Raw genomic sequence first — 20,992 nt, forward strand, 5'->3', positions numbered from 1 at the left:
TTCACCAGGGCAATCACTCCAGAAGTTCGGTTTCGGCAATCGAGTCACCGGTGCGCACTGGAATGATCCTTCGACCCCCCTTGCGGTGGTGGATGGCAACCGGCCGATAAAGCAAATGCACGTGCGGCGCACATCCGAGTCCAGTACATAAGCTGGGCTGCGGGACGAACCCTCGAATCGCCCACAGCGCGAGCGAGGGAAGGAAAGGACCTCCGTGACCGATACGGACCTGTTCACTACGCCTGTTGACGATTCCAAGACCGATTCTTCGGTCAGCCAGGCGAGCGATACTTCACAAACCACACCGGCCGCACCAGCGACCGAAGCGCCGCGTGGCGGCGGATTGGCGGGGATGTTGCTACCTCAATTGCGGGCACTCGCCGCAGAACTCGGTATCCGTGGAACCTCCGGAATGCGAAAAGGCGACCTGATCGGTGCGATCAAGGATCGTCAGTCGGGCTCCAGCGCCAAGAAGGAAGCAGCCGAACCCGTCGCCGAACGGCCGAAGAAGGTCGAAGCGGCCGAGGCTCCCGCCAAGGTCGAGGCCGTTGCTCCCGTTGTCGAGGCGCCCGCACAGGCTCCGAAGGCGGATTCCGCACAGGCCACCGAGTCGGTAGCAACCGACTCCGCACCGGCAGCAGCCGAAGCGAAGACCGACGCGTCCGAGTCGCGGACCGACGAGGAGTCCGAGCGCGCACAGGGCGGGCGAAACCGCCAGCGTCGCGGCGCATCGCGTCAGGCAGGATCGCCTGCAGCCGAGCAGGGCGAGTCGCAGCAACCCGCGACCCAGTCCGAGGATCAGCCGCGCCGCAACGAGCAGAACAACGATCGCAGCGGCCAGGACGGGCAAGCGAACCAGGGCGGCAACCGCCGGGAACGCAACCAGGGTGGCGACCGCAACCAGGGTGAGCGCAACAACCAGGGTGACCGCAACCAGGGCAACCAGGGTGAACGCAACCAGGGCAACCAGGGTGAGCGAAACCAGGGCGGCGACCGCAACCAGGGCAACCAGGGCGACCGAAATCGCAACCAGAACAACAACAATCAAGCCAACAGCAATCAGGGCAACAACGGTCCGCGTGGCGACAATCGCAACGACAATCGGGACGATGACGAAGAGGGCGGCCGCGGTCGTCGCGGACGCCGCTTCCGGGAGCGTCGCCGTGGTCGCGAACGTGGTGAAGGTGGCGGGGCGCCCGATGCTCGCGAGCCCGAAATTCGCGAAGACGACGTTCTTCAGCCCGTAGCCGGAATCCTCGATGTGCTGGACAACTACGCATTCGTGCGGACGTCCGGATACCTCGCGGGACCCAACGACGTGTACGTATCGATGAACCTCGTTCGTAAGAGCGGGCTTCGTCGCGGTGACGCCATCACCGGTGCAGTTCGTGCGCCGCGTGAGGGTGAGCAGAGCAATCAGCGGCAGAAGTTCGATCCGTTGGTTCGACTGGACACCATCAACGGTGGCGACATCGATGCAGCGCGTCGCCGTCCCGAATTCCAGAAGCTGACGCCGCTGTATCCGAATCAGCGGCTGCGCCTGGAAACGACGCAGAACAAGCTCACGACCCGCGTGATAGACCTGATCATGCCGATCGGTAAGGGCCAGCGTGCCCTGATCGTCAGCCCGCCCAAGGCAGGTAAGACGACGATCATGCAGGACATCGCCAACGCGATCGCCGTCAACAACCCCGAGGTCTACCTCATGGTTGTGCTCGTCGACGAGCGGCCGGAAGAGGTCACCGACATGCAGCGCTCGGTGAAGGGTGAGGTCATCGCCTCGACCTTCGACCGTCCGCCCGGCGATCACACGTCGGTCGCCGAGTTGGCGATCGAGCGGGCAAAGCGGTTGGTGGAGATGGGTAAGGACGTCGTCGTTCTGCTCGACTCGATCACGCGCCTCGGCCGTGCGTACAACAACTCGTCGCCCGCCTCGGGTCGCATCCTCTCCGGTGGTGTCGATTCGACTGCGCTCTACCCGCCGAAGCGTTTCCTCGGTGCCGCGCGCAACATCGAAAACGGTGGTTCGTTGACCATCATCGCAACGGCGATGGTCGAGACCGGCTCTACCGGTGACACCGTTATCTTCGAAGAGTTCAAGGGCACCGGCAACGCGGAGCTCAAGCTCGATCGAAAGATCGCAGAGCGTCGGGTGTTCCCCGCGGTCGACGTCAATCCGTCCGGTACGCGTAAGGACGAGTTGCTGCTCAATCCGGACGAGGCTGCCGTTCTGCACAAGTTGCGGCGGGTGCTGTCCGGCCTGGACAGCCATCAGGCAATCGATCTGCTGATCGACCGTCTGAAGAAGACGCGCAACAACCTCGAGTTCCTTATGACGGTCTCGAAAACAGCTCCAGGTCTGGCAGACGAGTAGAAGGACCGAAGAACGCTCGACCGATCGTGGCTGCGCCCGCGATCAAGAGCGCAGTTGCTAGAGCAAGAGAAGGTTCGTCCGCGGGCACCGCTTCGTAGGGTGCCCGCGTGTTTGTCGTTGTCTCGTAGCTATACGCCCGATCAGGTGTGGTCTGCGGCAACGCCGTGACGCCGAGACCGATGGCTACGAAGAGAAATACGAAGACTGCGGCCGCACAGCGGAGATTCATATCCGGTGGTCCTTCGATCGGCTTGCACGGTCGTCGATCCCTGCCGAATCTATGAGTGTGTCCAGGCTGCTGCACGAGTAGTCGACTACTCGATTCGATCTGCGGGCCATATTCATTCGGCTCAGCGTCGGGGGAGTGCGGTAGATTTCGGAACAACTCTGCAGCCAAGGGGCGTCGGTGAAATTCGATGTGAAGTTGTCCGGTCGGGTCGGTGCGGTTGCACTTGTGGTGCTGCTCGGCGGCGCTCAGATTGCGGGCTGCGCCTCGCCGACAGAAGGTGCTGCAAAGGCAGGCGAAGTCGATGTGCGCACGCTGGATGTCGGGAACTACAGCACCGAACCGCTCGAGGTACCCCGTAACGACCGGGAGTCGTTCGGCAGGCTGATCGAAGCCGTGCGAATCGCAGACGCCGTTGCGAACCCGTACAAGATCGATCCCGATTTGAAGTACTGGTCAGGGGCAGAACCGCGGCCGGACGCAAAGTCGGCGACAGGCACCCTCGCTGACGCGACGCAGCCGGTGCTGGAGAAGTACGGAATGATCGCCGGCTACGCAGTCGGCGGACGAGACCAAGAGTTTCCTGCCGAGGGCAAGCCGAAAGTCGGCGATGCACGTGCGGTGACGATCAATGTGCTCCGCTTCCCCGACGAGGATTCAGCCGAACGCGCGGCGCGGGAGATCGACGCTGTCGACTTTGCCCTCAGCCCGGACAACCGCGCGGTGGATATTCCGGAATACGATGCCGCGCAAAGTCATTGGCGCTTAGGCGTGCCTACTCTCGGATCGACGATCGCGCACGGATTCTGGGTCGTGAACGTCTACGCCGAACACACCTCGCCGGACATCGACGCGCTGACCGACCTCGTCACGAAGACGTTCGATGCGCAGATGCCACTCCTCGACGGCTTCGAGGCGACGCCGGTGGACAAGGTGGCCACGTTGCCACTCGACGCCGAGGGGATGGTCAGGCGGATCCTGCCGTACCAGGTCGGCGTCTGGCCCTATCCCGTCGTCGAATCGGACGATCCGAGCACGATTGTCGAGTCCGGCAACGTCAGCATCGAATCCGGCATCGCGTACGGCAGGCTCGGGGCGACGCATTCGGCGGGAAACAAGGAAGTCGTCGGCAAGCTCTTCGACGAGACGGGTCTGGAATTCTGGGGCGCCGTCGAGATCGGCACCTTTCTGTATCGGGTGCGCGACAAGGCCGCGGCGGAGCAACTCGTCGCGGAGAACTACGGAGATTCGCCGAACATCACGAACACGATCGACGGACCGGAGGGCGTGCCGGACGCAACGTGTCAGGAGTTGCAGACCGACGCTGGCGATCCGTACTACCGCTGCAGCGTGATCTATCGGCAGTACGCGGCAAGCGTCACCAGTGACGACGAGGACGATGTTCGGTTCAAAGCCGCAGCTCAGTACGCACTTCTTGCCAACAGTCAGTAGCGAAGGAACAATCGTCGGGCCCGCTGGGTTGAACGATTCGTAAAGCCGCCATCAGCTCTGGCATACTGAGCGGTCGAGTCCGGTTCCGGTTCACGTCTTCGATTGGCGAAGGCGACCCGGCGACCACTGTGAGAGGACACCATGAAGGCAGGAATTCATCCCAACTACGTAGCGACGACAGTCGTCTGCGGTTGCGGAAACACGTTCGAGACGCACAGCACCAAGGCATCGGGTCACATCAATGTCGAGGTTTGCTCGCAGTGCCACCCGTTCTACACCGGCAAGCAGAAGATCCTCGACACCGGCGGCCGTGTCGCCCGCTTCGAGGCTCGCTACGGCAAGCGCGCAGGCAAGAAAGCCGACGCCAGCTCCTAGCTTCTTCGCCGACGCCCGTCCTGTGATCGCTGCAGGCCGGGCGTCGGCTTTTTTTCTATCAAGACCTATCGCAGGCGAGCAGCGGAGAGATGAGCAAGGGCATGGCTGACAAGAACACTGCATCCGCGGTCGACGACATTCTCGCCGAGCACACCAGCTTGGAGCTGCAGCTTTCCGATCCTGCGCTGCACAACGACCCGGGAGCGGCCCGCCGTGTCGGCAAACGTTTCGCCGAACTCGCACCTGTCATGGCGACCTACACCAAGCTGCAGTCCGCTCGTGACGACCTCGAAGCGGCCAAGGAACTCGCGGCCGACGATTCCAGTTTCGCGGCCGAAATCCCCGATCTGGAAGCACAGGTCCTCGAGCTGGACCATGCGCTCACCGATCTTCTTGCACCGCGAGATCCGCACGACAGCGACGACGTCGTCCTCGAGGTCAAGTCGGGTGAAGGTGGCGAGGAGTCAGCGCTGTTCGCCGCAGACCTGGCGCGGATGTACCTTCGCTATGCCGAGCGTCGGGGTTGGCGGGTCGAGGTGCTCGACGCGAACATCTCCGATCTCGGTGGCTACAAGGACGCGACGTTGTCCATCAAAGCGAAGTCCGCGGAGCGTGACGGGGTCTGGTCTCGGCTGAAGTTCGAGGGCGGCGTGCATCGGGTCCAGCGGGTGCCGGTGACCGAGTCGCAGGGCCGGGTCCATACGTCGGCGGCGGGGATTCTGATCTATCCGGAGCCGGAAGAAGTCGAGGACGTGCAGATCGACGAAACCGATCTGCGGATCGACGTCTATCGGTCCTCCGGCAAGGGCGGCCAGGGCGTCAACACGACGGACTCCGCTGTCCGCATCACACATCTGCCGACCGGAATCGTCGTGACGTGCCAGAACGAACGGTCGCAGCTGCAGAACAAGGCGCGCGCGATGCAGGTTCTCGCGGCACGCCTGCAGGTCGTTGCGGAAGAGGCTGCCAACGCCGAGGCATCGGCGGGACGGGCGAGTCAGGTTCGTACGGTCGATCGCTCGGAGCGCATCCGGACCTACAATTTTCCCGAGAACCGCATCACCGACCATCGGATCGGCTTCAAGTCGCACAACCTCGACGCAGTGCTCGATGGTGAGCTCGACGCGTTGCTCGATGCGTTGGGTAAAGCGGACCGCGAAGCGCGGCTCGCCGTCGAGTAGCAGGGGATCCTGCGTCGACGCCCGTCCTTCGCGTGGCAGGCTGTAAGTGTGAGCCGACAGCCAGTTCGTACAGCGATTCGTGAGGCCACCGAACAACTTGCGGCGGCGGGCGTGCACAGCGCACGAAACGATGCCGAGGTGCTCGCCGCTCATCTGATGGGTGTGGAGCGAACCCGGCTGTGTCTGGTACCGCTCGTCGAGTCCGCGGTGCTCCAGGCGTATCGCAAGATGGTCGATCAGCGAGCCAAACGTATTCCGCTGCAGTACATCACCGGTACTTCGCCGATGGGGGAGATCGATCTCGAAGTCGGGCCAGGGGTTTTCGTGCCGCGCCCCGAGACGGAGTTGCTGCTTGCCTGGGCCCTGGCGTTTCTGGAGTCCTGCAACCGGCACCCACCGGTGGTGCTCGACCTCTGCACCGGTTCGGGCGCGTTGGCGTTGGCGTTGGCCCACGCCAGACCCGATGCCGTCGTACACGCGATCGAATTGGATCCACGGGCACTGACCTGGGCGCAACGCAACGCAATGCTTCGGGCCGACGACGGCGACACCGAGATCACCCTGCACAACGACGACGTCACGCGCCCCGACCTGCTCACCGAACTCGACGGCACGGTCGATCTGATCGTTGCGAACCCGCCCTACGTACCGGTCGGTGCTCAGCTCGAGCCCGAGGTGATCGAGCACGATCCCCACATGGCGTTGTTCGCCGGGCCCGACGGCCTCGATGTGATCGAGCCGATGGTCGCAAACGTTGCTCGCTGGTTGCGTGTCGGAGGTGGGGTGGCGATCGAACACGACGACTCGAACGGCGCTGCCGTCGCAGGGTTGCTGGAGGCGGGCGGTTCGTTCACCGACATCGTCACCCACCCCGACCTCGCAGGTCGACCTCGATTTGTCGTCGCGCGGCGCGACAATGCAAGGATGGACGCGTGAGCACGGTCTACGACTGCCAGGATTCTGCGGCTCGGGCTGCCGGAATAGACGCTGCTACCCGAACTTTGAAGGCAGGCCGCCTCGTCGTCATGCCGACGGACACCCTCTACGGGATCGGTGCCGACGCGTTCGACAGTTCCGCGGTGGCTGCATTGTTGCGCGCCAAGCGTCGCGGTCGCGACATGCCGGTGCCGGTACTTGTCGGTTCGTGGAACACGATCGACGGACTTGTGTTGTCGGTGCGGCCACAGGCACGCGATCTCGTGCGTGCGTTCTGGCCCGGCGGCCTCAGTCTGGTTGTGCAACAGGCTCCGTCGCTGGCGTGGGACCTCGGCGATACGCGGGGGACCGTGATGCTGCGGATGCCGCTGCATCCGGTCGCGCTTGAACTGCTGCGTGAGGTCGGTCCGCTGGCGGTGTCGAGCGCCAACGTCTCGGGCTCGCCACCTGCGAAGACGGCCGCCGAAGCTCGCGAACAACTCGGTGAAGATGTGACCGTCTATCTGGACGGTGGCACGTCGGAGCTTGCTGTCGCGTCGACGATCGTGGATCTCACGTCGGATCACCCGCGGATTCTGCGGTCGGGAGCCGTTGCGAGCAGCGACATTGCGGACGTGCTCGGTGTATCGGTCGAAAGCCTCGAGGCGGGAGCAATGCGATGAGCACCGACGGTAACGATCGATTCTGGGGACCGGATTTCGGAGAACTGGAGCAGACCGACCCGGAGGTCGCCGACATCGTCCTCGGTGAGCTCGAACGGCAGCGCGGTGGGCTGCAGCTGATCGCGAGTGAAAACCTCACCAGCCCTGCCGTATTGGCGACGCTCGGGTCGACGTTGAGCAACAAGTACGCCGAAGGCTATCCGGGGCACCGGTACTACGGCGGTTGCGCCGAGGTCGACAAAGCCGAAGAACTGGCGATCGCGCGGGCGAAGGCACTGTTCGGTGCCGAGCACGTCAACGTGCAGCCGCACTCGGGCGCGAGCGCGAATTTCGCCGTATACGCCGCGTTCGCGCAACCGGGCGATCCGATTCTCGCCATGAGCCTGCCGCACGGCGGCCACCTCACCCATGGATCGCGAGTGAGCTTCTCGGGCAAATGGTTCGCGCCAACGCCCTACCACGTGAACAAGCGGACCGAAACGATCGACTACGACGAGGTCAGGGACCTTGCGCTCGCACATCGGCCGCGAATCATCGTCGCAGGCGCTACGGCGTATCCGCGGCTGATCGACTTCGCGATATTCAGGAAGATCGCCGACGAGGTCGACGCGATCCTCTGGGTCGATGCGGCGCATTTCATCGGCCTGGTAGCAGGCAAGGCGATTCCGTCCCCGGTGCCGTACGCCGATGTCGTGTCCGCGACGACACACAAGGTGCTCCGCGGCCCACGAGGCGGAATGCTGATGTGCAGGGCCGAGCACGCGAAGGCGATCGACAAGGCAGTCTTCCCGTTCAGTCAGGGCGGACCGTTGATGCACGCGGTCGCAGCGAAGGCCGTCGCGTTCAAGGAAGCATCGACTCCGCAGTTCCAGGCGTACGCCTCCGGCGTCACCGCGAACGCTGCGGCATTGTCGAAGTCGCTCGAGTCGAACGGCATGCGTGCGGTGTCGGGCGGTACGGACACCCATCTCGCCCTCCTCGATATCCAAGCACTCGGGGTGTCGGGCGCCGAAGCCGAGGTGCGTTGCGATGCGGGACGAATCACCTTGAACAAGAACGCAATTCCGTACGATCCCGCGCCGCCGCGCGTTGCATCCGGTATTCGTGTCGGCTCGGCCGCGCTCACGACGCAAGGTTTCGACGTGTCCGACATGGACCGTGTCGGCGGGCTCGTCGTCAGGGCCGTCAAAGCGGACCCGACGTCATCGGCGGGACGAATCGAACTCGATGCCGTGCGCGCCGAGGTTGCGGAACTGGTCGCGGCCAAGCCGGCCTATCCGCGCGGGGTAGCGTCCGCCACGTGATAGCCGCCGACTCCACCGCTGTGGTGCTGGCCCAATCGAGCAGCGGCGCGGGTGTACCACTTCGCGAGCTGTTGCTCGTGATGCTGACCGCTGCTGTCGTCACGTTCTTCGCGACCGGCGGAATCCGAATGCTGGCCATCGCCTTCGGGGCGGTCGCCATCCCGCGCGAACGCGACGTCCACACCGCACCCATCCCGCGTATGGGTGGGGTCGGCATGTACCTCGGCGTGCTGGCAGCGGTGTTGTTCGCCCAGCAACTACCTGCGCTGGCCCGCGGATTCGATTACGACACCCCCGATATGCCTGCTGCGCTGGTCTCCGGGCTGGTCATCGTCCTCGTGGGTGTAATCGACGACCGTTGGGGTCTCGATGCGTTGACCAAATTCGTGGGACAGGTGACGGCCGCCGGCGTGCTCGTCGTGATGGGCGTGAGCTGGTGGGTCATCTATTTCCCGGGTGGCGGCGGCACGATCATTCTCGATCCACTCCAAGCGGGACTTGTGACGATCGCGGTGACGGTCGTGATGGTCAACGCGATGAACTTCGTCGACGGCCTGGACGGACTTGCCGCGGGAATGGGGTTGATCGCAGCGCTGGCGATCTTCGTCTACTCGGTCGGTCTGTTGCGCGAACAGGGTGGGGACGTGAGTGTCTATCCGCCTGCTCTGCTCGCGGCCGCGCTCGCCGGCGCCTGCCTCGGCTTCCTTCCACACAACTTTCAGCCTGCCAAGATCTTTATGGGTGACTCGGGATCGATGCTGATCGGGTTGATGCTTGCGACTATCTCGACCAGCGCATCGGGCAAGGTCGGTCGGACCGCCTACGGCATTCGAGACATCCTCGGTCTGCTGACGCCGCTTTTGCTCGTCGGCGCAGTGATGTTCATCCCGATGCTCGATCTTCTGCTCGCTGTGGTTCGCCGCACCCGGGCTGGGGTGAGCCCGTTCAGCCCGGACAAGATGCATCTGCATCATCGGCTGCTGCAGATCGGGCACTCGCATCGCAGGGTGGTTCTGCTCATCTATTTGTGGGTCGGCGTTCTTGCTTTCGGAGCAGTCGGCTCCTCGTTGATCGATCGCAGGATAGTGGTCCTGATCTTCGCTGGGGGACTGGTATTTGCGCTGGTAGTGACCGCGGTGCCGTCTTTGCGAAAGCACGAGGACTGGTAGCGGGAAGCGTCCGATTTGCCCGGACTCGACAGTGGGTCTCGGCATCTACTACACTGTGTCGTGGGCAAGAAAAACGAACAAATGCCTGTGGTACGGTTTTCGCTGTTCGTCCGGGTCGGCCTCACGGTCGCGTCGGGTGAGACGCTTAGACCGAGTAGGAGCCCGCACGTGAGTGTTGTCTGCGCGCAGATTTCCGCAAGCTAGCCGAAGGACGTGGCGAACGAACCGCCCAGCCCGAGGCAGCTTATTGGAATTGGTACCGGCCTTGTTGGATGCATTGTTCTAGGTCTGGTTGCCGGTCTGCTTTTGGACGCCGCGATACACACGTCGCCGTTGTTCACAGCAATCGGGTTGCTGCTGGGAATAGTAGGCGCAACCGCAACAATGATCGTGCAGTTCAGAACGTTCATGAGAGATTGAGGAAGAGGCAGATGGCGATGGCGCCACCGGACTCCACCCCCCGACGGGGCGAGCGCAGCGACGACGACACGTCGCTCGGCGATCGCAACGGCGACACGTTACCCCAAAGCGAATCGGGCGAAGACTCGGGACTGCTGTCCGCGATGCCGCTCAACATGCGGCTTCCCACGATCATCGCGATCGGTCTCGGCATCATCGCCTTGATGCTGACCGGCTGGCTCGGGCATCTGGTGATGGGTCTTCTCATCTGCCTCGGGCTTGCGCTCGGCATCGGCAATATGTGGCTGGTTCAGCTTGCGGTCACTCGCGTGACGGCCAACGACAACCCGAGTAAACAGCGGATGGCCTTCTCCTCGGCCTCCAGATTGCTCATCATCACCGCTATCGCGATCGTGATAGGTTTCCTCGTGAAGCCGAGGATCGACGGCATCGGCGTGTTCGTCGGATTGGCCGTCTCACAGGTTCTTCTTGTACTGACAACCACTGTGCCCGTTCTGAAAGGACTTCGCCAGCAATCATGACTGACCAAGTTCTTGCCGAGACCAAAATTGAAGTTGGTCATCACATCGAGAGGCAGCTTTTCGGCCTCACCTTCAATGTCGACACGATCTACGGAACGCTTATCGCTGCTGCGATCGTTCTAGGGCTGGCGTTCTACCTTCGCTCGAAGATCACGAATGGCGTACCCAACGGGGTGCAGTTGTTCTTCGAGGGCGTAACGGTTCAGATGCGCAGCCAGGTCGAGAGCGCAATCGGTATGAAAGTTGCGCCGTTCGTACTTCCGCTCGCCGTAACGCTCTTCGTCTTCATTCTGGTGTCGAACTGGCTCGCGGTGCTTCCGTTCCAATTCGGACCGGTCGATATCGGGCCGATCTACTGGGAGCACGGCGCCGAACTGATCAAGCCGCCTGCATCGGACGTCAACTACGTCTACGCACTCGCGCTGTTCGTGTTCATCTTCTACCACATAGCCGGTGCCAAGCGCCGCGGCATCTTCACCCACTTGAAGAAGTTGGCGAAGGGTCACGTCGCAATCCTCGCTCCGGTCAACATCATCGAAGAGATTGCAAAGCCGATCTCGCTGTCACTCCGACTTTTCGGCAACATGTTTGCCGGCGGCATCATGATCGGATTGATTGCGATGTTCCCCCCTTACATTCTGTGGGGACCGAACGCGATCTGGAAGATGTTCGATTTGTTCGTCGGATTGATTCAGGCCTTCATCTTCGCGCTGCTGACAATTCTCTACTTCAGTCAGTCGATGGAACTGGAAGACGAGCACTAATTTTTCTCGCGCAATAAAGCCAACAAATTCAGACCCGATCTCGGACAGAGAAACAAAGGAAGTGAAATCATGGCAAGTGAAATGGTGACCGCCGGAGCGCTTATCGGTGGCGGTATGATCATGGCAGGCGGCGCAATCGGTGCCGGTATCGGTGACGGTCTCGCCGGTAGCCAGTTGATCGCAGGCATCGCTCGTCAGCCCGAAGCGCAGTCGCGTCTCTTCACCCCGTTCTTCATCACGGTCGGTCTGGTCGAGGCTGCATACTTCATCAACCTCGCGTTCATGGCACTCTTCGTGTTCGCTACCCCAGGCCAGACGACGTAAGTGGCTATGGACAGCACACTTCTAGCCGCCGAGGGCGGTGAGGAGAAGACCAACAACTTCCTCATCCCCAACGGCACGTTCTTCGTCGAGCTCATCATCTTCCTCGTGGTGCTCGGAGTTATCTGGAAGTTCGTTGTCCCGCCGATCCGCGCTGTGCTCGACGAGCGCGCCGAACGGGTGGCGAAGACGACCGACGACAACCACAGGGCTGCTCGGGCGTTCGCGGATGCTGATGCCAAGTACCGCGGCGAACTGATGGACGCTCGGGGCGAAGCTGCCAAGATCCGAGACGCAGCACGTGGCGAGGGTCAGCAGATCCTCGACCAGATGCGTACGAAGGCACGGCAGGAATCCGACGCCATTCAGAAGCAGGCGGACGAGGAACTGCAAGCTCAGGCGCGCAAGGTCGCTTCCGATCTGCAGAGTGGAGTCGGGCCGTTGTCCGACACGCTTGCGAATCGGGTTCTCGGTGTCGACGCCAACGGTTCCGGCAAGGCGTCGTTGGCCGACCAAACTGGGCGGGTGTAATCAGTGGGTACTTTTTTCGGCCAGCTCTTCGCGTTCGCGGTCATCGTCTTCGTCATCGTGCGATACGCAGGACCGCCGGTTCGCAAGCTGATGGCCAAGCAGCAAGACGAAGTTCGCACGCAGATCAGCGAAAGTGAAGCAGCGGCAGCACGTTTGGCCGAAGCGAAGAAGGCGCACGAGGAAGCTGTCTCGCAGGCACGCAACGAAGCTGCGCAGATTCGTGAGGACGCACGTGCGGACGCACAGCGCATCACCGCGCAACTGCGCGAGCAAGCCGATGCCGAAGTTGCCCGCATCAAGCAGCACGGTGTGGAGCAGCTCGCGCTGCAACGCCAGCAGCTGATCCGTCAGCTGCAGCTGGATCTCGGTAGTGCGGCAGTTGCCAAGGCGGGCGACACCGTCCGCAGTCGACTCGCCGACTCCGGCGCCCAGTCGGGAAGCGTCGATCGCTTCCTCGACGAGCTGGAGGCAATGGCAAGCGACGGCAAGTCATCCAATAAGGGAGTGTCCTGATGCACGCGGCAAGCCGCGAGTCGCTGCAAGTAGTGCAGCGCCGCTTCGACGAGGTTTCTGCCGATCTGGATTCTGCAGGCCTGGCGACGCTCGCCGACGAATTGGCCGCCGTCTCGAACCTGCTTGTTGTCGAGGTGACGCTCCGGAAGCACCTCGCAGGCAAGTCAGACGAATCCGAGCCGAAGGTCGCAGTTCTCGACTCACTGCTTGCCGGCAAGGTCGCGGATTCGACGCTCGACATCGTCCGCACGGGCGTCGAGCAGCGCTGGTCGATCTCTCGCGACTTCACCAATGCGCTCGAGCGCCTCGCCAACCTCGCGATCCTGATCGGTGCCGAGCGTGACGGTCAGATCGAGAACGTCGAGGACGAACTGTTCCGCTTCGGTCGCACGCTCGACGCGAATGCACGTCTGTCGACGCTGCTCAGCGACACGGTCGCGCCGCTCGACGGACGCACACAGTTGCTTACCAACGTGCTCGCAGGCAAGGCCAGCGAGTTCACTGATCGATTGCTGCAGCAGACACTTCGTGGTCTCCATGGCAGGAACTTCGAGGCAGTCGTGCCCGAGCTCGCAGAGCTTGCCGCCGAACGTCGCGGACAATCGGTCGCCCATGTCAAGGCCGCCTCGCCGCTGTCGGATGCACAGCGTGAACGGCTCGAAGGCGTGCTGTCCCGAATTTACGGTCGCAACATGACCGTGCAGCTCGAAGTTGTCCCCGAGATTCTCGGTGGACTCGAGATCACGGTCGGCGACGAGGTCGTCGACGGCACCATCGCGTCACGACTGGCGAGCGCAGCGAGCCAACTACCACGTTAGGTGCGTTCGGCGAACGCGCCGGACCACATGAACACTAGAGCCGAACACCATATTCGAAAGCAGGGAAATCGATAGCCATGGCGGAGTTGACGATCTCAACCGAAGAGATTCAGGGCGCGATTGAAAAATACGTCGCCACGTTCTCGTCCGAATCCTCCCGCGAGGAGATCGGCATCGTTGCCGATACCGGCGACGGTATCGCGCACGTCGAGGGCCTGCCATCGGCGATGACCCAGGAGCTGCTGGAATTCCCCGGCGGCGTGCTCGGTGTCGCGCTCAACCTGGACGAGGGCAGCATCGGCGCCGTCATCCTCGGTGACTACGAGGGCATCCAGGAAGGCCAGCAGGTCAAGCGGACCGGAACCGTTCTGTCCGCACCCGTCGGCGACAACTTCCTCGGCCGCGTTGTCGACCCGCTCGGCAACCCGATCGACGGACTCGGCGAGATCGAAGCCGAGACGCGTCGTGCACTCGAATTGCAGGCACCGTCGGTCGTTCAGCGCCAGGGCGTCAGCGAGCCGCTGCAGACCGGCATCAAGGCGATCGACTCGCAGACCCCCATCGGTCGCGGTCAGCGTCAGCTCATCATCGGCGACCGCAAGACCGGCAAGACCGCGGTGTGCGTCGACACGATCATCAACCAGAAGCAGGCCTGGGCAACCGGCGACCCCGACCAGCAGGTGCGCTGCGTCTACGTCGCCATCGGCCAGAAGGGTTCGACCATCGCGGCCGTTCGCCAGGGCCTCGAAGATGCCGGCGCGCTCGAGTACACCACGATCGTTGCTGCACCGGCTTCCGACTCCGCAGGCTTCAAGTGGCTCGCGCCGTACACCGGCTCGGCCATCGGTCAGCACTGGATGTACCAGGGCAAACACGTTCTGATCATCTTCGACGACCTGAGCAAGCAGGCCGAGGCCTACCGTGCCATCTCGCTGCTGCTGCGTCGTCCGCCGGGCCGTGAGGCTTACCCCGGTGACGTCTTCTACCTGCACTCCCGTCTGCTGGAGCGTTGCGCGAAGCTGTCCGACGAACTCGGTGGCGGATCGATGACGGGTCTCCCGATCATCGAGACCAAGGCCAACGACATCTCGGCGTTCATCCCGACCAACGTCATCTCGATCACCGACGGTCAGTGCTTCCTCGAGACCGACCTCTTCAACCAGGGTGTTCGTCCCGCGATCAACGTCGGCGTCTCAGTGTCCCGCGTCGGTGGCGCCGCGCAGATCAAGGCGATGAAAGAGGTTGCAGGTTCACTGCGTCTCGACCTGTCGCAGTACCGCGAGCTCGAAGCGTTCGCGGCGTTCGCATCGGACCTCGACGCGACGTCGAAGGCGCAGCTCGATCGTGGTGCCCGTCTCGTCGAGCTGCTCAAGCAGCCGCAGTACAGCCCGCTTTCGGTCGAGGAGCAGGTCGTCGCGATCTTCCTCGGTACCCGTGGTCACCTCGACTCGGTTCCGGTCGGCGACGTCATCCGTTTCGAGAGCGAATTCCTCGACAACGTGCGCAGCCGTCACGAGAACATCCTGACCGAGATCCGCGAGTCGAAGAAGCTGTCGGACGACGCTTCCGAGGCCTTGGCAGATGCGGTCAACGAGTTCAAGAAGGGCTTCTCCGCCACCGACGGCAGTTCCGTCGAGGCGAAGAAAGAAGAGCCCAAGGAAGACTCGAAGGAATCCGAAGAGGAGCAGACAGAATCGGTTACCGTCCACCGGTCCGCTCCCGACAAGAAATAAGGGTGCGATTCTAAATGGGCGCACAAATACGTGTCCTACGCCGAAGGATCAAATCGGCGGGGTCGATCAAGAAGATCACCAAGGCCCAGGAGCTGATCGCTACTTCGCGTATCTCCAAGGCGCAGGCCCGTGTCGAAGCGGCACGGCCCTACGCCGAGGAAATGACCAAGATGCTCACGACGCTGGCGGACGAGTCGACACTCGACCACCCGCTGCTCGTCGAGCGCGAGAAGCCCCGCCGGGCCGGCGTGCTGATCGTGTCGTCCGATCGTGGTCTCTGCGGCGGCTACAACGCCAACGTGCTGCGCAAGGGCGAGGAACTGTTCGAACAGCTCCGCTCCGAGGGCAAAGAGCCGGTCGTCTACACGGTCGGTCGTAAGGCACTCGGTTTCTACAAGTTCCGTGGCCGCGAGGTCGTCCAGTCATGGACGAACATCTCGGAGAAGCCGACGTATGCGGACGCGACCGAAATCGCGAATGCACTAGTCGCCGCGTTCGTCGTCGGAACCGATCTGCCGTACGACGATCCGCTACCCGAAGAGGTTTCGGGCGTCGACGAGCTGCACATCGTCTTCACCGAGTTCCGCTCGATGTTGACGCAGACGGCTCGCGCTCGCCGAATCGCTCCGATGGTCGTCGAGTACTCCGAGGAGCCGAAGCGCACCGAGTTCGAGTTCGAGCCCAATGCGCAGGAGTTGTTCGAAACCTTGCTGCCTCGCTATCTCGCAACGCGGGTCTACGCCGCAATGCTGGAGGCTTCGGCATCGGAGTCTGCCGCTCGTCGTCGTGCCATGAAGGCTGCGACGGACAACGCGGACGACCTCATCAAGGCGCTCACGCTGGAAGCGAACCGCGCTCGCCAGGCTCAGATCACCCAAGAAATCAGTGAAATCGTCGGTGGCGTTGACGCGCTTGCCGCAACAGGAAGTGACGAGTGACATGACCTCCGCCGTAACCGAAACCAAAGACGCCGGCGCCGCCGAGCGCGCAGGTCGCGTGGTCCGGATCACCGGACCGGTCGTCGACGTGGAATTCCCGCGCGGTGCCGTGCCTGAGCTCTTCAGCGCGCTGCACGCCGAGATCACCTTCCCGGAGCTGGCCAAGACGCTGACCCTCGAGGTTGCACAGCACCTCGGCGACAACCTGGTCCGCACCATCTCGATGCAGCCGACCGACGGCCTGGTCCGTGGCGTCGAGGTCACCGATACGGGCAAGCCGATCTCGGTGCCCGTCGGCGACGGCGTCAAGGGCCACGTCTTCAACGCCCTCGGCGAATGCCTCGACGAGCCCGGCTACGGCGCGGACTTCGAGAAGTGGGCCATCCACCGCAAGCCACCGGCATTCGACCAGCTCGAAGGCCGTACCGAGATGCTGGAGACCGGCCTCAAGGTCGTCGACCTGCTCACCCCGTACGTGCGAGGCGGCAAGATCGGCCTCTTCGGTGGTGCCGGTGTCGGTAAGACGGTTCTCATCCAGGAGATGATCAACCGTATCGCCCGCAACTTCGGTGGTACCTCGGTCTTCGCCGGCGTCGGTGAACGTACTCGTGAAGGTAACGACCTCTGGGTCGAGCTCGCCGACGCGAACGTCCTGAAGGACACCGCCTTGGTGTTCGGTCAGATGGACGAGCCGCCCGGCACGCGTATGCGCGTCGCACTCTCGGCCCTCACGATGGCCGAGTACTTCCGCGACGAGCAGAACCAGGACGTTCTGCTCTTCATCGACAACATCTTCCGTTACACCCAGGCCGGTTCCGAGGTCTCTACCCTGCTCGGTCGTATGCCGTCTGCCGTTGGTTACCAGCCGACGCTTGCTGACGAAATGGGCATCCTGCAGGAACGAATCACCTCGACCAAGGGTCGCTCGATCACGTCGATGCAGGCCGTTTACGTGCCCGCCGACGACTACACCGACCCAGCGCCTGCGGCGACGTTCGCCCACCTCGACGCGACCACCGAGCTTTCCCGTGCGGTGTTCTCGAAGGGCATCTTCCCCGCGGTCGACCCGCTGGCATCGTCTTCGACGATTCTGCTGCCGGGCATCGTCGGCGAGGATCACTACCGCGTGTCGCAGGAAGTCATCCGCATCCTGCAGCGCTACCAGGACCTGCAGGACATCATCGCGATCCTCGGTATCGACGAGCTGTCGGAAGAAGACAAGCAGCTGGTCAACCGTGCGCGACGCATCGAGCGCTTCCTGTCGCAGAACATGATGGCTGCTGAGCAGTTCACCGGCCAGCCGGGCTCCAACGTTCCGCTCAAGGAGACCATCGAGGCGTTCGACAAGCTCACCAAGGGCGACTTCGACCACCTTCCCGAGCAGGCGTTCTTCCTCATCGGTGGACTCGAGGATCTGCAGAAGAAGGCAGAGGGACTTGGTGTCAAGTTCTAACGATGCGTCGCTGAACACCGGAAAGGGCGTGTGACATGAGCGAGATGACAGTCGAGCTTGTTGCTGTCGATCGCCGCGTCTGGTCGGGCGATGCGACATTCGTGTTCGCCCGCACGATCAGTGGTGAGATCGGCATTCTGCCGCAGCATATTCCGCTGGTAGCGGCGTTGGTCGACGACGCGACGGTTCGGATCGACACCGTCGACGGCGAAGAGTTGACGTTCGCGGTCGATGGCGGGTTCCTCTCGGTGAGCGAGAGTGGAGTCATCATCCTGGCCGAGGACGTCGAGGCGTCAGACGATATCGACGTCGACAAGGCTCAGCGGGACGCAGATTCGGACGACGAGCGCGCACAGGCTCGGGGTCGGGCGCGACTGCGCGCCGTCGGCAAGTCCGTCTAGTAGCTCTCCCAACAGCGAAGGGCGGCTAGCGTTGCAAACCGGAATGGTTCTTCTCATCATTCTGGTTGCAATGTTGGCCGTCCTTTTTGCTATGTCCTTCTACCGCTTGATGATTCTTCGTCGCGGTGGGACCTCTGCGATCATCCGAACCACACCCGGCGTAGGTAGCCAGGGTTGGCGGCACGGATTGATTCGATACGGCGAGGATTCTCTCGTCTTCTACAAGTTGTCGAGCCTGCGGTTCGGTCCCGACGTTCGGGTCAACCGGCAGGACATCGCGGTCGAGAATCGCCGTTCGCCGCAGGACAGCGAGGTCGACATCATGACAGACGAGATCGTCGTGCTCAGCGTCCGCGAGGCCAACCGGAGTCTGGAAGTTGCGCTCGACCGCGGTGCCATGACGGCGTTTCTGTCCTGGGTGGAATCGCGTCCCTCGGGTCGGTCGATGCGCGGCCGGCACGGCTGAGAAGGTTAGTTTTCCTCGGCCGCAGCCTCGGTGCTGTCGCCGGCTCCCGGCTTCCACAGGACATCGCCCTCAGGATTTGCCACGCGGCTCAAGATGAACAGCAGATCCGACAGGCGATTGAGGTACTTCGCAGGTAGGACGTTGGTCGTGGCCGGGTTGGCATCGACCGCCGCCCACGCCGAGCGTTCGGCGCGTCGCGCGACTGTTCGCGCCGTGTGCAGCAGCGCGCCCAGCGCAGTGCCGCCGGGCAGGATGAACGAGTGCAGTGGGGCCAACTGCTCGTTGAACTCGTCGCACCAGCCTTCGAGACGATCGATGTAGGACTGGTGGATACGCAGCGGGGGATACTGCGGGTCCTCGACGACAGGGGTCGACAGATCGGCGCCCGCGTCGAAGAGGTCGTTCTGTATCTGCCGCAAAACCTCGTTGATCTGCGGTGCTGGATTACCGAGGGCGACGGCGACGCCGATGCTGGCGTTCGTCTCGTCGCAGTCGGCGTACGCCTGTAGACGCGGATCGTTCTTCGAAATGCGGGAGAAGTCGCTGAGACCCGTCGTCCCGTCGTCGCCGGTGCGGGTGTAGATCCGGGTGAGATGTACGGCCATGAAGCCAACGGTACTGCTCACATCCTGGGGGAGGGGAACACCCGCTGCGGGCTTTTGGCGGAGGCGGCACTCGGGCAGGTCGCGTGCTGACTAGGCTGTCCAACTGTGAGTGAACGCTTCCTAGTCACCGGCGGTAATCGGCTCGCCGGCGAGGTAGCTGTCGGGGGCGCGAAGAACAGCGTTCTGAAGTTGATGGCTGCGGCTTTGTTGGCCGAAGGTACAAGTGTCATAACAAACTGTCCGGACATTCTCGACGTTCCGCTGATGGCCGAGGTGCTACGCGGCCTCGGCTGCGAGGTGGTGCTCGAGGGCGACGAATGCCGGATCACGACGCCGGCCGAGCCCAAGTATCAAGCCGACTTTCCGGCGGTCCGGCAGTTCAGAGCGTCGGTATGTGTGCTCGGTCCACTGGTTGCGAGATGCAGGCGTGCGGTTGTCGCGCTACCAGGTGGGGACGCGATCGGTTCGCGACCACTCGATATGCATCAGGCCGGGTTGAGATTGCTCGGTGCACACGCGGAAATCGAGCACGGTTGCGTTGTCGCACGGGCTGACAAGCTGGAGGGCGCGAAGATTCGTCTGGACTTCCCGTCGGTCGGCGCGACGGAGAACATTCTGATGGCAGCGGCGCTTGCCGATGGCGAAACAGTCATCGACAACGCTGCACGCGAGCCGGACATCGTCGATCTGTGCAACATGCTTGTCCAGATGGGCGCGCGGATCAGCGGGGCAGGCACCACAACTCTCACGATCAGGGGAGTGAAGAAGCTCGAACCGACCACACACCGGGTGATCGGTGATCGGATCGTCGCTGCGACGTGGGGGATAGCTGCTGCCATGACTATCGGCGACGTCCGCGTCACCGGGGTGAATCCGAAGCACCTTTCGCTCGTGCTGGAGAAACTGCGGTCGGCAGGCGCGCAGGTGTCGTTCGAGCCCGACGGTTTTCGAGTCGTGCAGAAAGAGCGTCCACGTGCGGTCAATTTTTCGACCCTGCCGTTCCCTGGATTCCCCACGGACCTGCAACCGATGGCGATCGGCTTGGCCGCAATCGCAGACGGAACGTCGATGATCACGGAAAACGTCTTCGAGGCGCGGTTCAGATTTGTCGAAGAGATGATTCGTTTGGGATCCGATGCACGTACGGACGGGCACCACGCAGTGATACGCGGTGTTCCTCAGCTGTCCAGCGCGCCGGTCTGGTCATCGGATATCCGTGCCGGCGCCGGTCTGGTGCTCGCGGGACTGGTGGCGGACGGGACGACCGAGGTGCACGACGTCTACCACATCGATCGTGGGTATCCGAGGTTCGTCGAGATCTTGCAGGAGCTGGGCGCCGACATCGAGAGAGTGGGCGTTCCGAGTACCGAAGGACCCAAATAGCGGTTCGAGTTGTGGCCTGCGCCACAATTCGGGCCGCTTTCGGCTTTCCAGTGCGCGCCGCTGTTTTTTGCACCTCTCTGACCAGCGTGTTTCCCGCGAATTCTGTGCTGGACCAGGCGATTTGACGTGGTGTTCTTGTTCGCGTAACTTTCTTCAAGTCAGAGCGACACGGACACCGACCCGGAGCCGAGAGGCCAAGACCGCAAGGTCACGGGAAACGAGGTTGGACGGTCGAGCGCTTTGAACTCCCGAGGACACGAACGCTAGGTAGGAACGTGTCTTCACCCGATCGAGATGGAACCGGATTTTGACTCCGGCCAGACGATCAGCTAGGCTGGAACGGTTGCCCCGGATGACCTGCTTTGGTGGGTTGGATGGTGTGTGCGTGTTCTTTGAGAACTCAACAGTGTGTCGATGAATGTCAGTGCCAAATATTTTGTTTTGGT

General features: G+C 62.7%; 20 protein-coding genes and 1 pseudogene. 20 read left to right on the forward strand and 1 reads right to left on the reverse strand.

Translation table 11 applies throughout. The features are described 5' to 3' along the window. Nucleotides 1–214: 214 nt before the first annotated feature. From rho to JGU71_RS20210, 19 genes and pseudogenes are all read left to right on the forward strand, one after another. Complete coding sequence (rho, locus tag JGU71_RS20120; protein ID WP_199706052.1) at nt 215–2,374, forward strand: transcription termination factor Rho; 2,160 nt, start codon at nt 215–217, stop codon at nt 2,372–2,374. Between the two features lie 406 nt (nt 2,375–2,780). Further along, entirely contained in the window at nt 2,781–4,052 is a 1,272-nt protein-coding gene (locus JGU71_RS20125; protein ID WP_199706053.1) for a DUF7373 family lipoprotein, read from the forward strand. Between the two features lie 141 nt (nt 4,053–4,193). Beyond that, on the forward strand, nt 4,194–4,427 hold the full coding sequence (gene rpmE, locus JGU71_RS20130; RefSeq protein ID WP_199706054.1) for a 50S ribosomal protein L31: 234 nt from the start codon (nt 4,194–4,196) through the stop codon (nt 4,425–4,427). 101 nt (nt 4,428–4,528) lie between these two features. Next, the gene (gene prfA, locus JGU71_RS20135) at nt 4,529–5,608 is read left to right on the forward strand and encodes a peptide chain release factor 1 (protein WP_199706055.1); all 1,080 of its coding nucleotides are present in this window, start codon (nt 4,529–4,531) and stop codon (nt 5,606–5,608) included. 48 nt (nt 5,609–5,656) lie between these two features. Next, nucleotides 5,657–6,544: a peptide chain release factor N(5)-glutamine methyltransferase gene (gene prmC / locus JGU71_RS20140; RefSeq protein WP_199706056.1), complete on the forward strand. Its 888-nt coding sequence runs from the start codon at nt 5,657–5,659 to the stop codon at nt 6,542–6,544. Then, entirely contained in the window at nt 6,541–7,206 is a 666-nt protein-coding gene (locus JGU71_RS20145; RefSeq protein ID WP_199706057.1) for an L-threonylcarbamoyladenylate synthase, read from the forward strand. Before prmC ends, JGU71_RS20145 begins: the two co-directional genes overlap by 4 nt. After that, nucleotides 7,203–8,510 (forward strand): serine hydroxymethyltransferase, encoded by a 1,308-nt coding sequence (glyA, locus tag JGU71_RS20150; protein ID WP_199706058.1) that lies wholly within the window; start codon nt 7,203–7,205, stop codon nt 8,508–8,510. The genes JGU71_RS20145 and glyA overlap by 4 nt, the downstream gene beginning before the upstream one ends. Next, complete coding sequence (locus tag JGU71_RS20155; RefSeq protein WP_199706059.1) at nt 8,507–9,679, forward strand: glycosyltransferase family 4 protein; 1,173 nt, start codon at nt 8,507–8,509, stop codon at nt 9,677–9,679. Before glyA ends, JGU71_RS20155 begins: the two co-directional genes overlap by 4 nt. Nucleotides 9,680–9,892: 213 nt before the next feature. Continuing rightward, complete coding sequence (locus JGU71_RS30610) at nt 9,893–10,099, forward strand: AtpZ/AtpI family protein (RefSeq protein WP_199706060.1); 207 nt, start codon at nt 9,893–9,895, stop codon at nt 10,097–10,099. A gap of 11 nt (nt 10,100–10,110) precedes the next feature. Next, nucleotides 10,111–10,620 carry an ATP synthase subunit I gene (locus JGU71_RS20165; RefSeq protein ID WP_233529770.1) on the forward strand — a complete coding sequence of 170 codons (510 nt, stop codon included), beginning with the start codon at nt 10,111–10,113 and terminating at the stop codon, nt 10,618–10,620. Next, on the forward strand, nt 10,617–11,384 hold the full coding sequence (atpB, locus tag JGU71_RS20170; RefSeq protein WP_199706061.1) for a F0F1 ATP synthase subunit A: 768 nt from the start codon (nt 10,617–10,619) through the stop codon (nt 11,382–11,384). The genes JGU71_RS20165 and atpB overlap by 4 nt, the downstream gene beginning before the upstream one ends. 69 nt (nt 11,385–11,453) lie before the next feature. Continuing rightward, nucleotides 11,454–11,708: a F0F1 ATP synthase subunit C gene (locus JGU71_RS20175; protein WP_307829734.1), complete on the forward strand. Its 255-nt coding sequence runs from the start codon at nt 11,454–11,456 to the stop codon at nt 11,706–11,708. A gap of 6 nt (nt 11,709–11,714) precedes the next feature. Further along, on the forward strand, nt 11,715–12,236 hold the full coding sequence (locus JGU71_RS20180; RefSeq protein WP_199706062.1) for a F0F1 ATP synthase subunit B: 522 nt from the start codon (nt 11,715–11,717) through the stop codon (nt 12,234–12,236). A gap of 3 nt (nt 12,237–12,239) precedes the next feature. Continuing rightward, a pseudogene (locus tag JGU71_RS20185) lies at nt 12,240–13,567 on the forward strand (F0F1 ATP synthase subunit B/delta). Between the two features lie 77 nt (nt 13,568–13,644). Continuing rightward, nucleotides 13,645–15,300 carry a F0F1 ATP synthase subunit alpha gene (gene atpA, locus JGU71_RS20190; protein ID WP_199706063.1) on the forward strand — a complete coding sequence of 552 codons (1,656 nt, stop codon included), beginning with the start codon at nt 13,645–13,647 and terminating at the stop codon, nt 15,298–15,300. 14 nt (nt 15,301–15,314) lie between these two features. Continuing rightward, nucleotides 15,315–16,238: a F0F1 ATP synthase subunit gamma gene (locus JGU71_RS20195; RefSeq protein WP_199706064.1), complete on the forward strand. Its 924-nt coding sequence runs from the start codon at nt 15,315–15,317 to the stop codon at nt 16,236–16,238. A gap of 1 nt (nt 16,239) precedes the next feature. Further along, a complete protein-coding gene (gene atpD, locus JGU71_RS20200) occupies nt 16,240–17,691 on the forward strand; it encodes a F0F1 ATP synthase subunit beta (RefSeq protein WP_199706065.1) in 1,452 nt (483 codons plus the stop codon). A gap of 35 nt (nt 17,692–17,726) precedes the next feature. Further along, the gene (locus JGU71_RS20205; protein ID WP_199706066.1) at nt 17,727–18,092 is read left to right on the forward strand and encodes a F0F1 ATP synthase subunit epsilon; all 366 of its coding nucleotides are present in this window, start codon (nt 17,727–17,729) and stop codon (nt 18,090–18,092) included. 43 nt (nt 18,093–18,135) lie between these two features. Further along, on the forward strand, nt 18,136–18,558 hold the full coding sequence (locus JGU71_RS20210) for a DUF2550 domain-containing protein (protein ID WP_199706067.1): 423 nt from the start codon (nt 18,136–18,138) through the stop codon (nt 18,556–18,558). 5 nt (nt 18,559–18,563) lie between these two features. Here the strand turns inward: JGU71_RS20210 and JGU71_RS20215 are convergent, their stop codons facing one another. Further along, entirely contained in the window at nt 18,564–19,163 is a 600-nt protein-coding gene (locus tag JGU71_RS20215) for a cob(I)yrinic acid a,c-diamide adenosyltransferase (protein WP_199706068.1), read from the reverse strand. 105 nt (nt 19,164–19,268) lie between these two features. Here JGU71_RS20215 and murA point away from each other — a divergent pair, with 105 nt between their 5' ends. Further along, entirely contained in the window at nt 19,269–20,546 is a 1,278-nt protein-coding gene (gene murA / locus JGU71_RS20220) for a UDP-N-acetylglucosamine 1-carboxyvinyltransferase (RefSeq protein ID WP_199706069.1), read from the forward strand. Nucleotides 20,547–20,992: the final 446 nt, after the last annotated feature.

This window comes from Antrihabitans stalagmiti, assembly GCF_016482825.1.
Taxonomy (GTDB): Bacteria; Actinomycetota; Actinomycetes; order Mycobacteriales; family Mycobacteriaceae; genus Antrihabitans; species Antrihabitans stalagmiti.

What these genes read in the sequence shown, in the direction of transcription:
- JGU71_RS20165 (WP_233529770.1), top strand. Translation starts at nt 10,111, where the DNA reads ATGGCGATGGCGCCACCGGACTCCACCCCCCGACGGGGCGAGCGCAGC.
- glyA (WP_199706058.1), top strand. Translation starts at nt 7,203, where the DNA reads ATGAGCACCGACGGTAACGATCGATTCTGGGGACCGGATTTCGGAGAA.
- atpA (WP_199706063.1), top strand. Translation starts at nt 13,645, where the DNA reads ATGGCGGAGTTGACGATCTCAACCGAAGAGATTCAGGGCGCGATTGAA.
- JGU71_RS20175 (WP_307829734.1), top strand. Translation starts at nt 11,454, where the DNA reads ATGGCAAGTGAAATGGTGACCGCCGGAGCGCTTATCGGTGGCGGTATG.
- JGU71_RS20205 (WP_199706066.1), top strand. Translation starts at nt 17,727, where the DNA reads ATGAGCGAGATGACAGTCGAGCTTGTTGCTGTCGATCGCCGCGTCTGG.
- JGU71_RS20215 (WP_199706068.1), bottom strand. Translation starts at nt 19,163, where the DNA reads ATGGCCGTACATCTCACCCGGATCTACACCCGCACCGGCGACGACGGG.
- JGU71_RS20180 (WP_199706062.1), top strand. Translation starts at nt 11,715, where the DNA reads ATGGACAGCACACTTCTAGCCGCCGAGGGCGGTGAGGAGAAGACCAAC.
- JGU71_RS20195 (WP_199706064.1), top strand. Translation starts at nt 15,315, where the DNA reads ATGGGCGCACAAATACGTGTCCTACGCCGAAGGATCAAATCGGCGGGG.
- rpmE (WP_199706054.1), top strand. Translation starts at nt 4,194, where the DNA reads ATGAAGGCAGGAATTCATCCCAACTACGTAGCGACGACAGTCGTCTGC.
- atpB (WP_199706061.1), top strand. Translation starts at nt 10,617, where the DNA reads ATGACTGACCAAGTTCTTGCCGAGACCAAAATTGAAGTTGGTCATCAC.
- JGU71_RS20210 (WP_199706067.1), top strand. Translation starts at nt 18,136, where the DNA reads ATGGTTCTTCTCATCATTCTGGTTGCAATGTTGGCCGTCCTTTTTGCT.
- prfA (WP_199706055.1), top strand. Translation starts at nt 4,529, where the DNA reads ATGGCTGACAAGAACACTGCATCCGCGGTCGACGACATTCTCGCCGAG.
- atpD (WP_199706065.1), top strand. Translation starts at nt 16,240, where the DNA reads ATGACCTCCGCCGTAACCGAAACCAAAGACGCCGGCGCCGCCGAGCGC.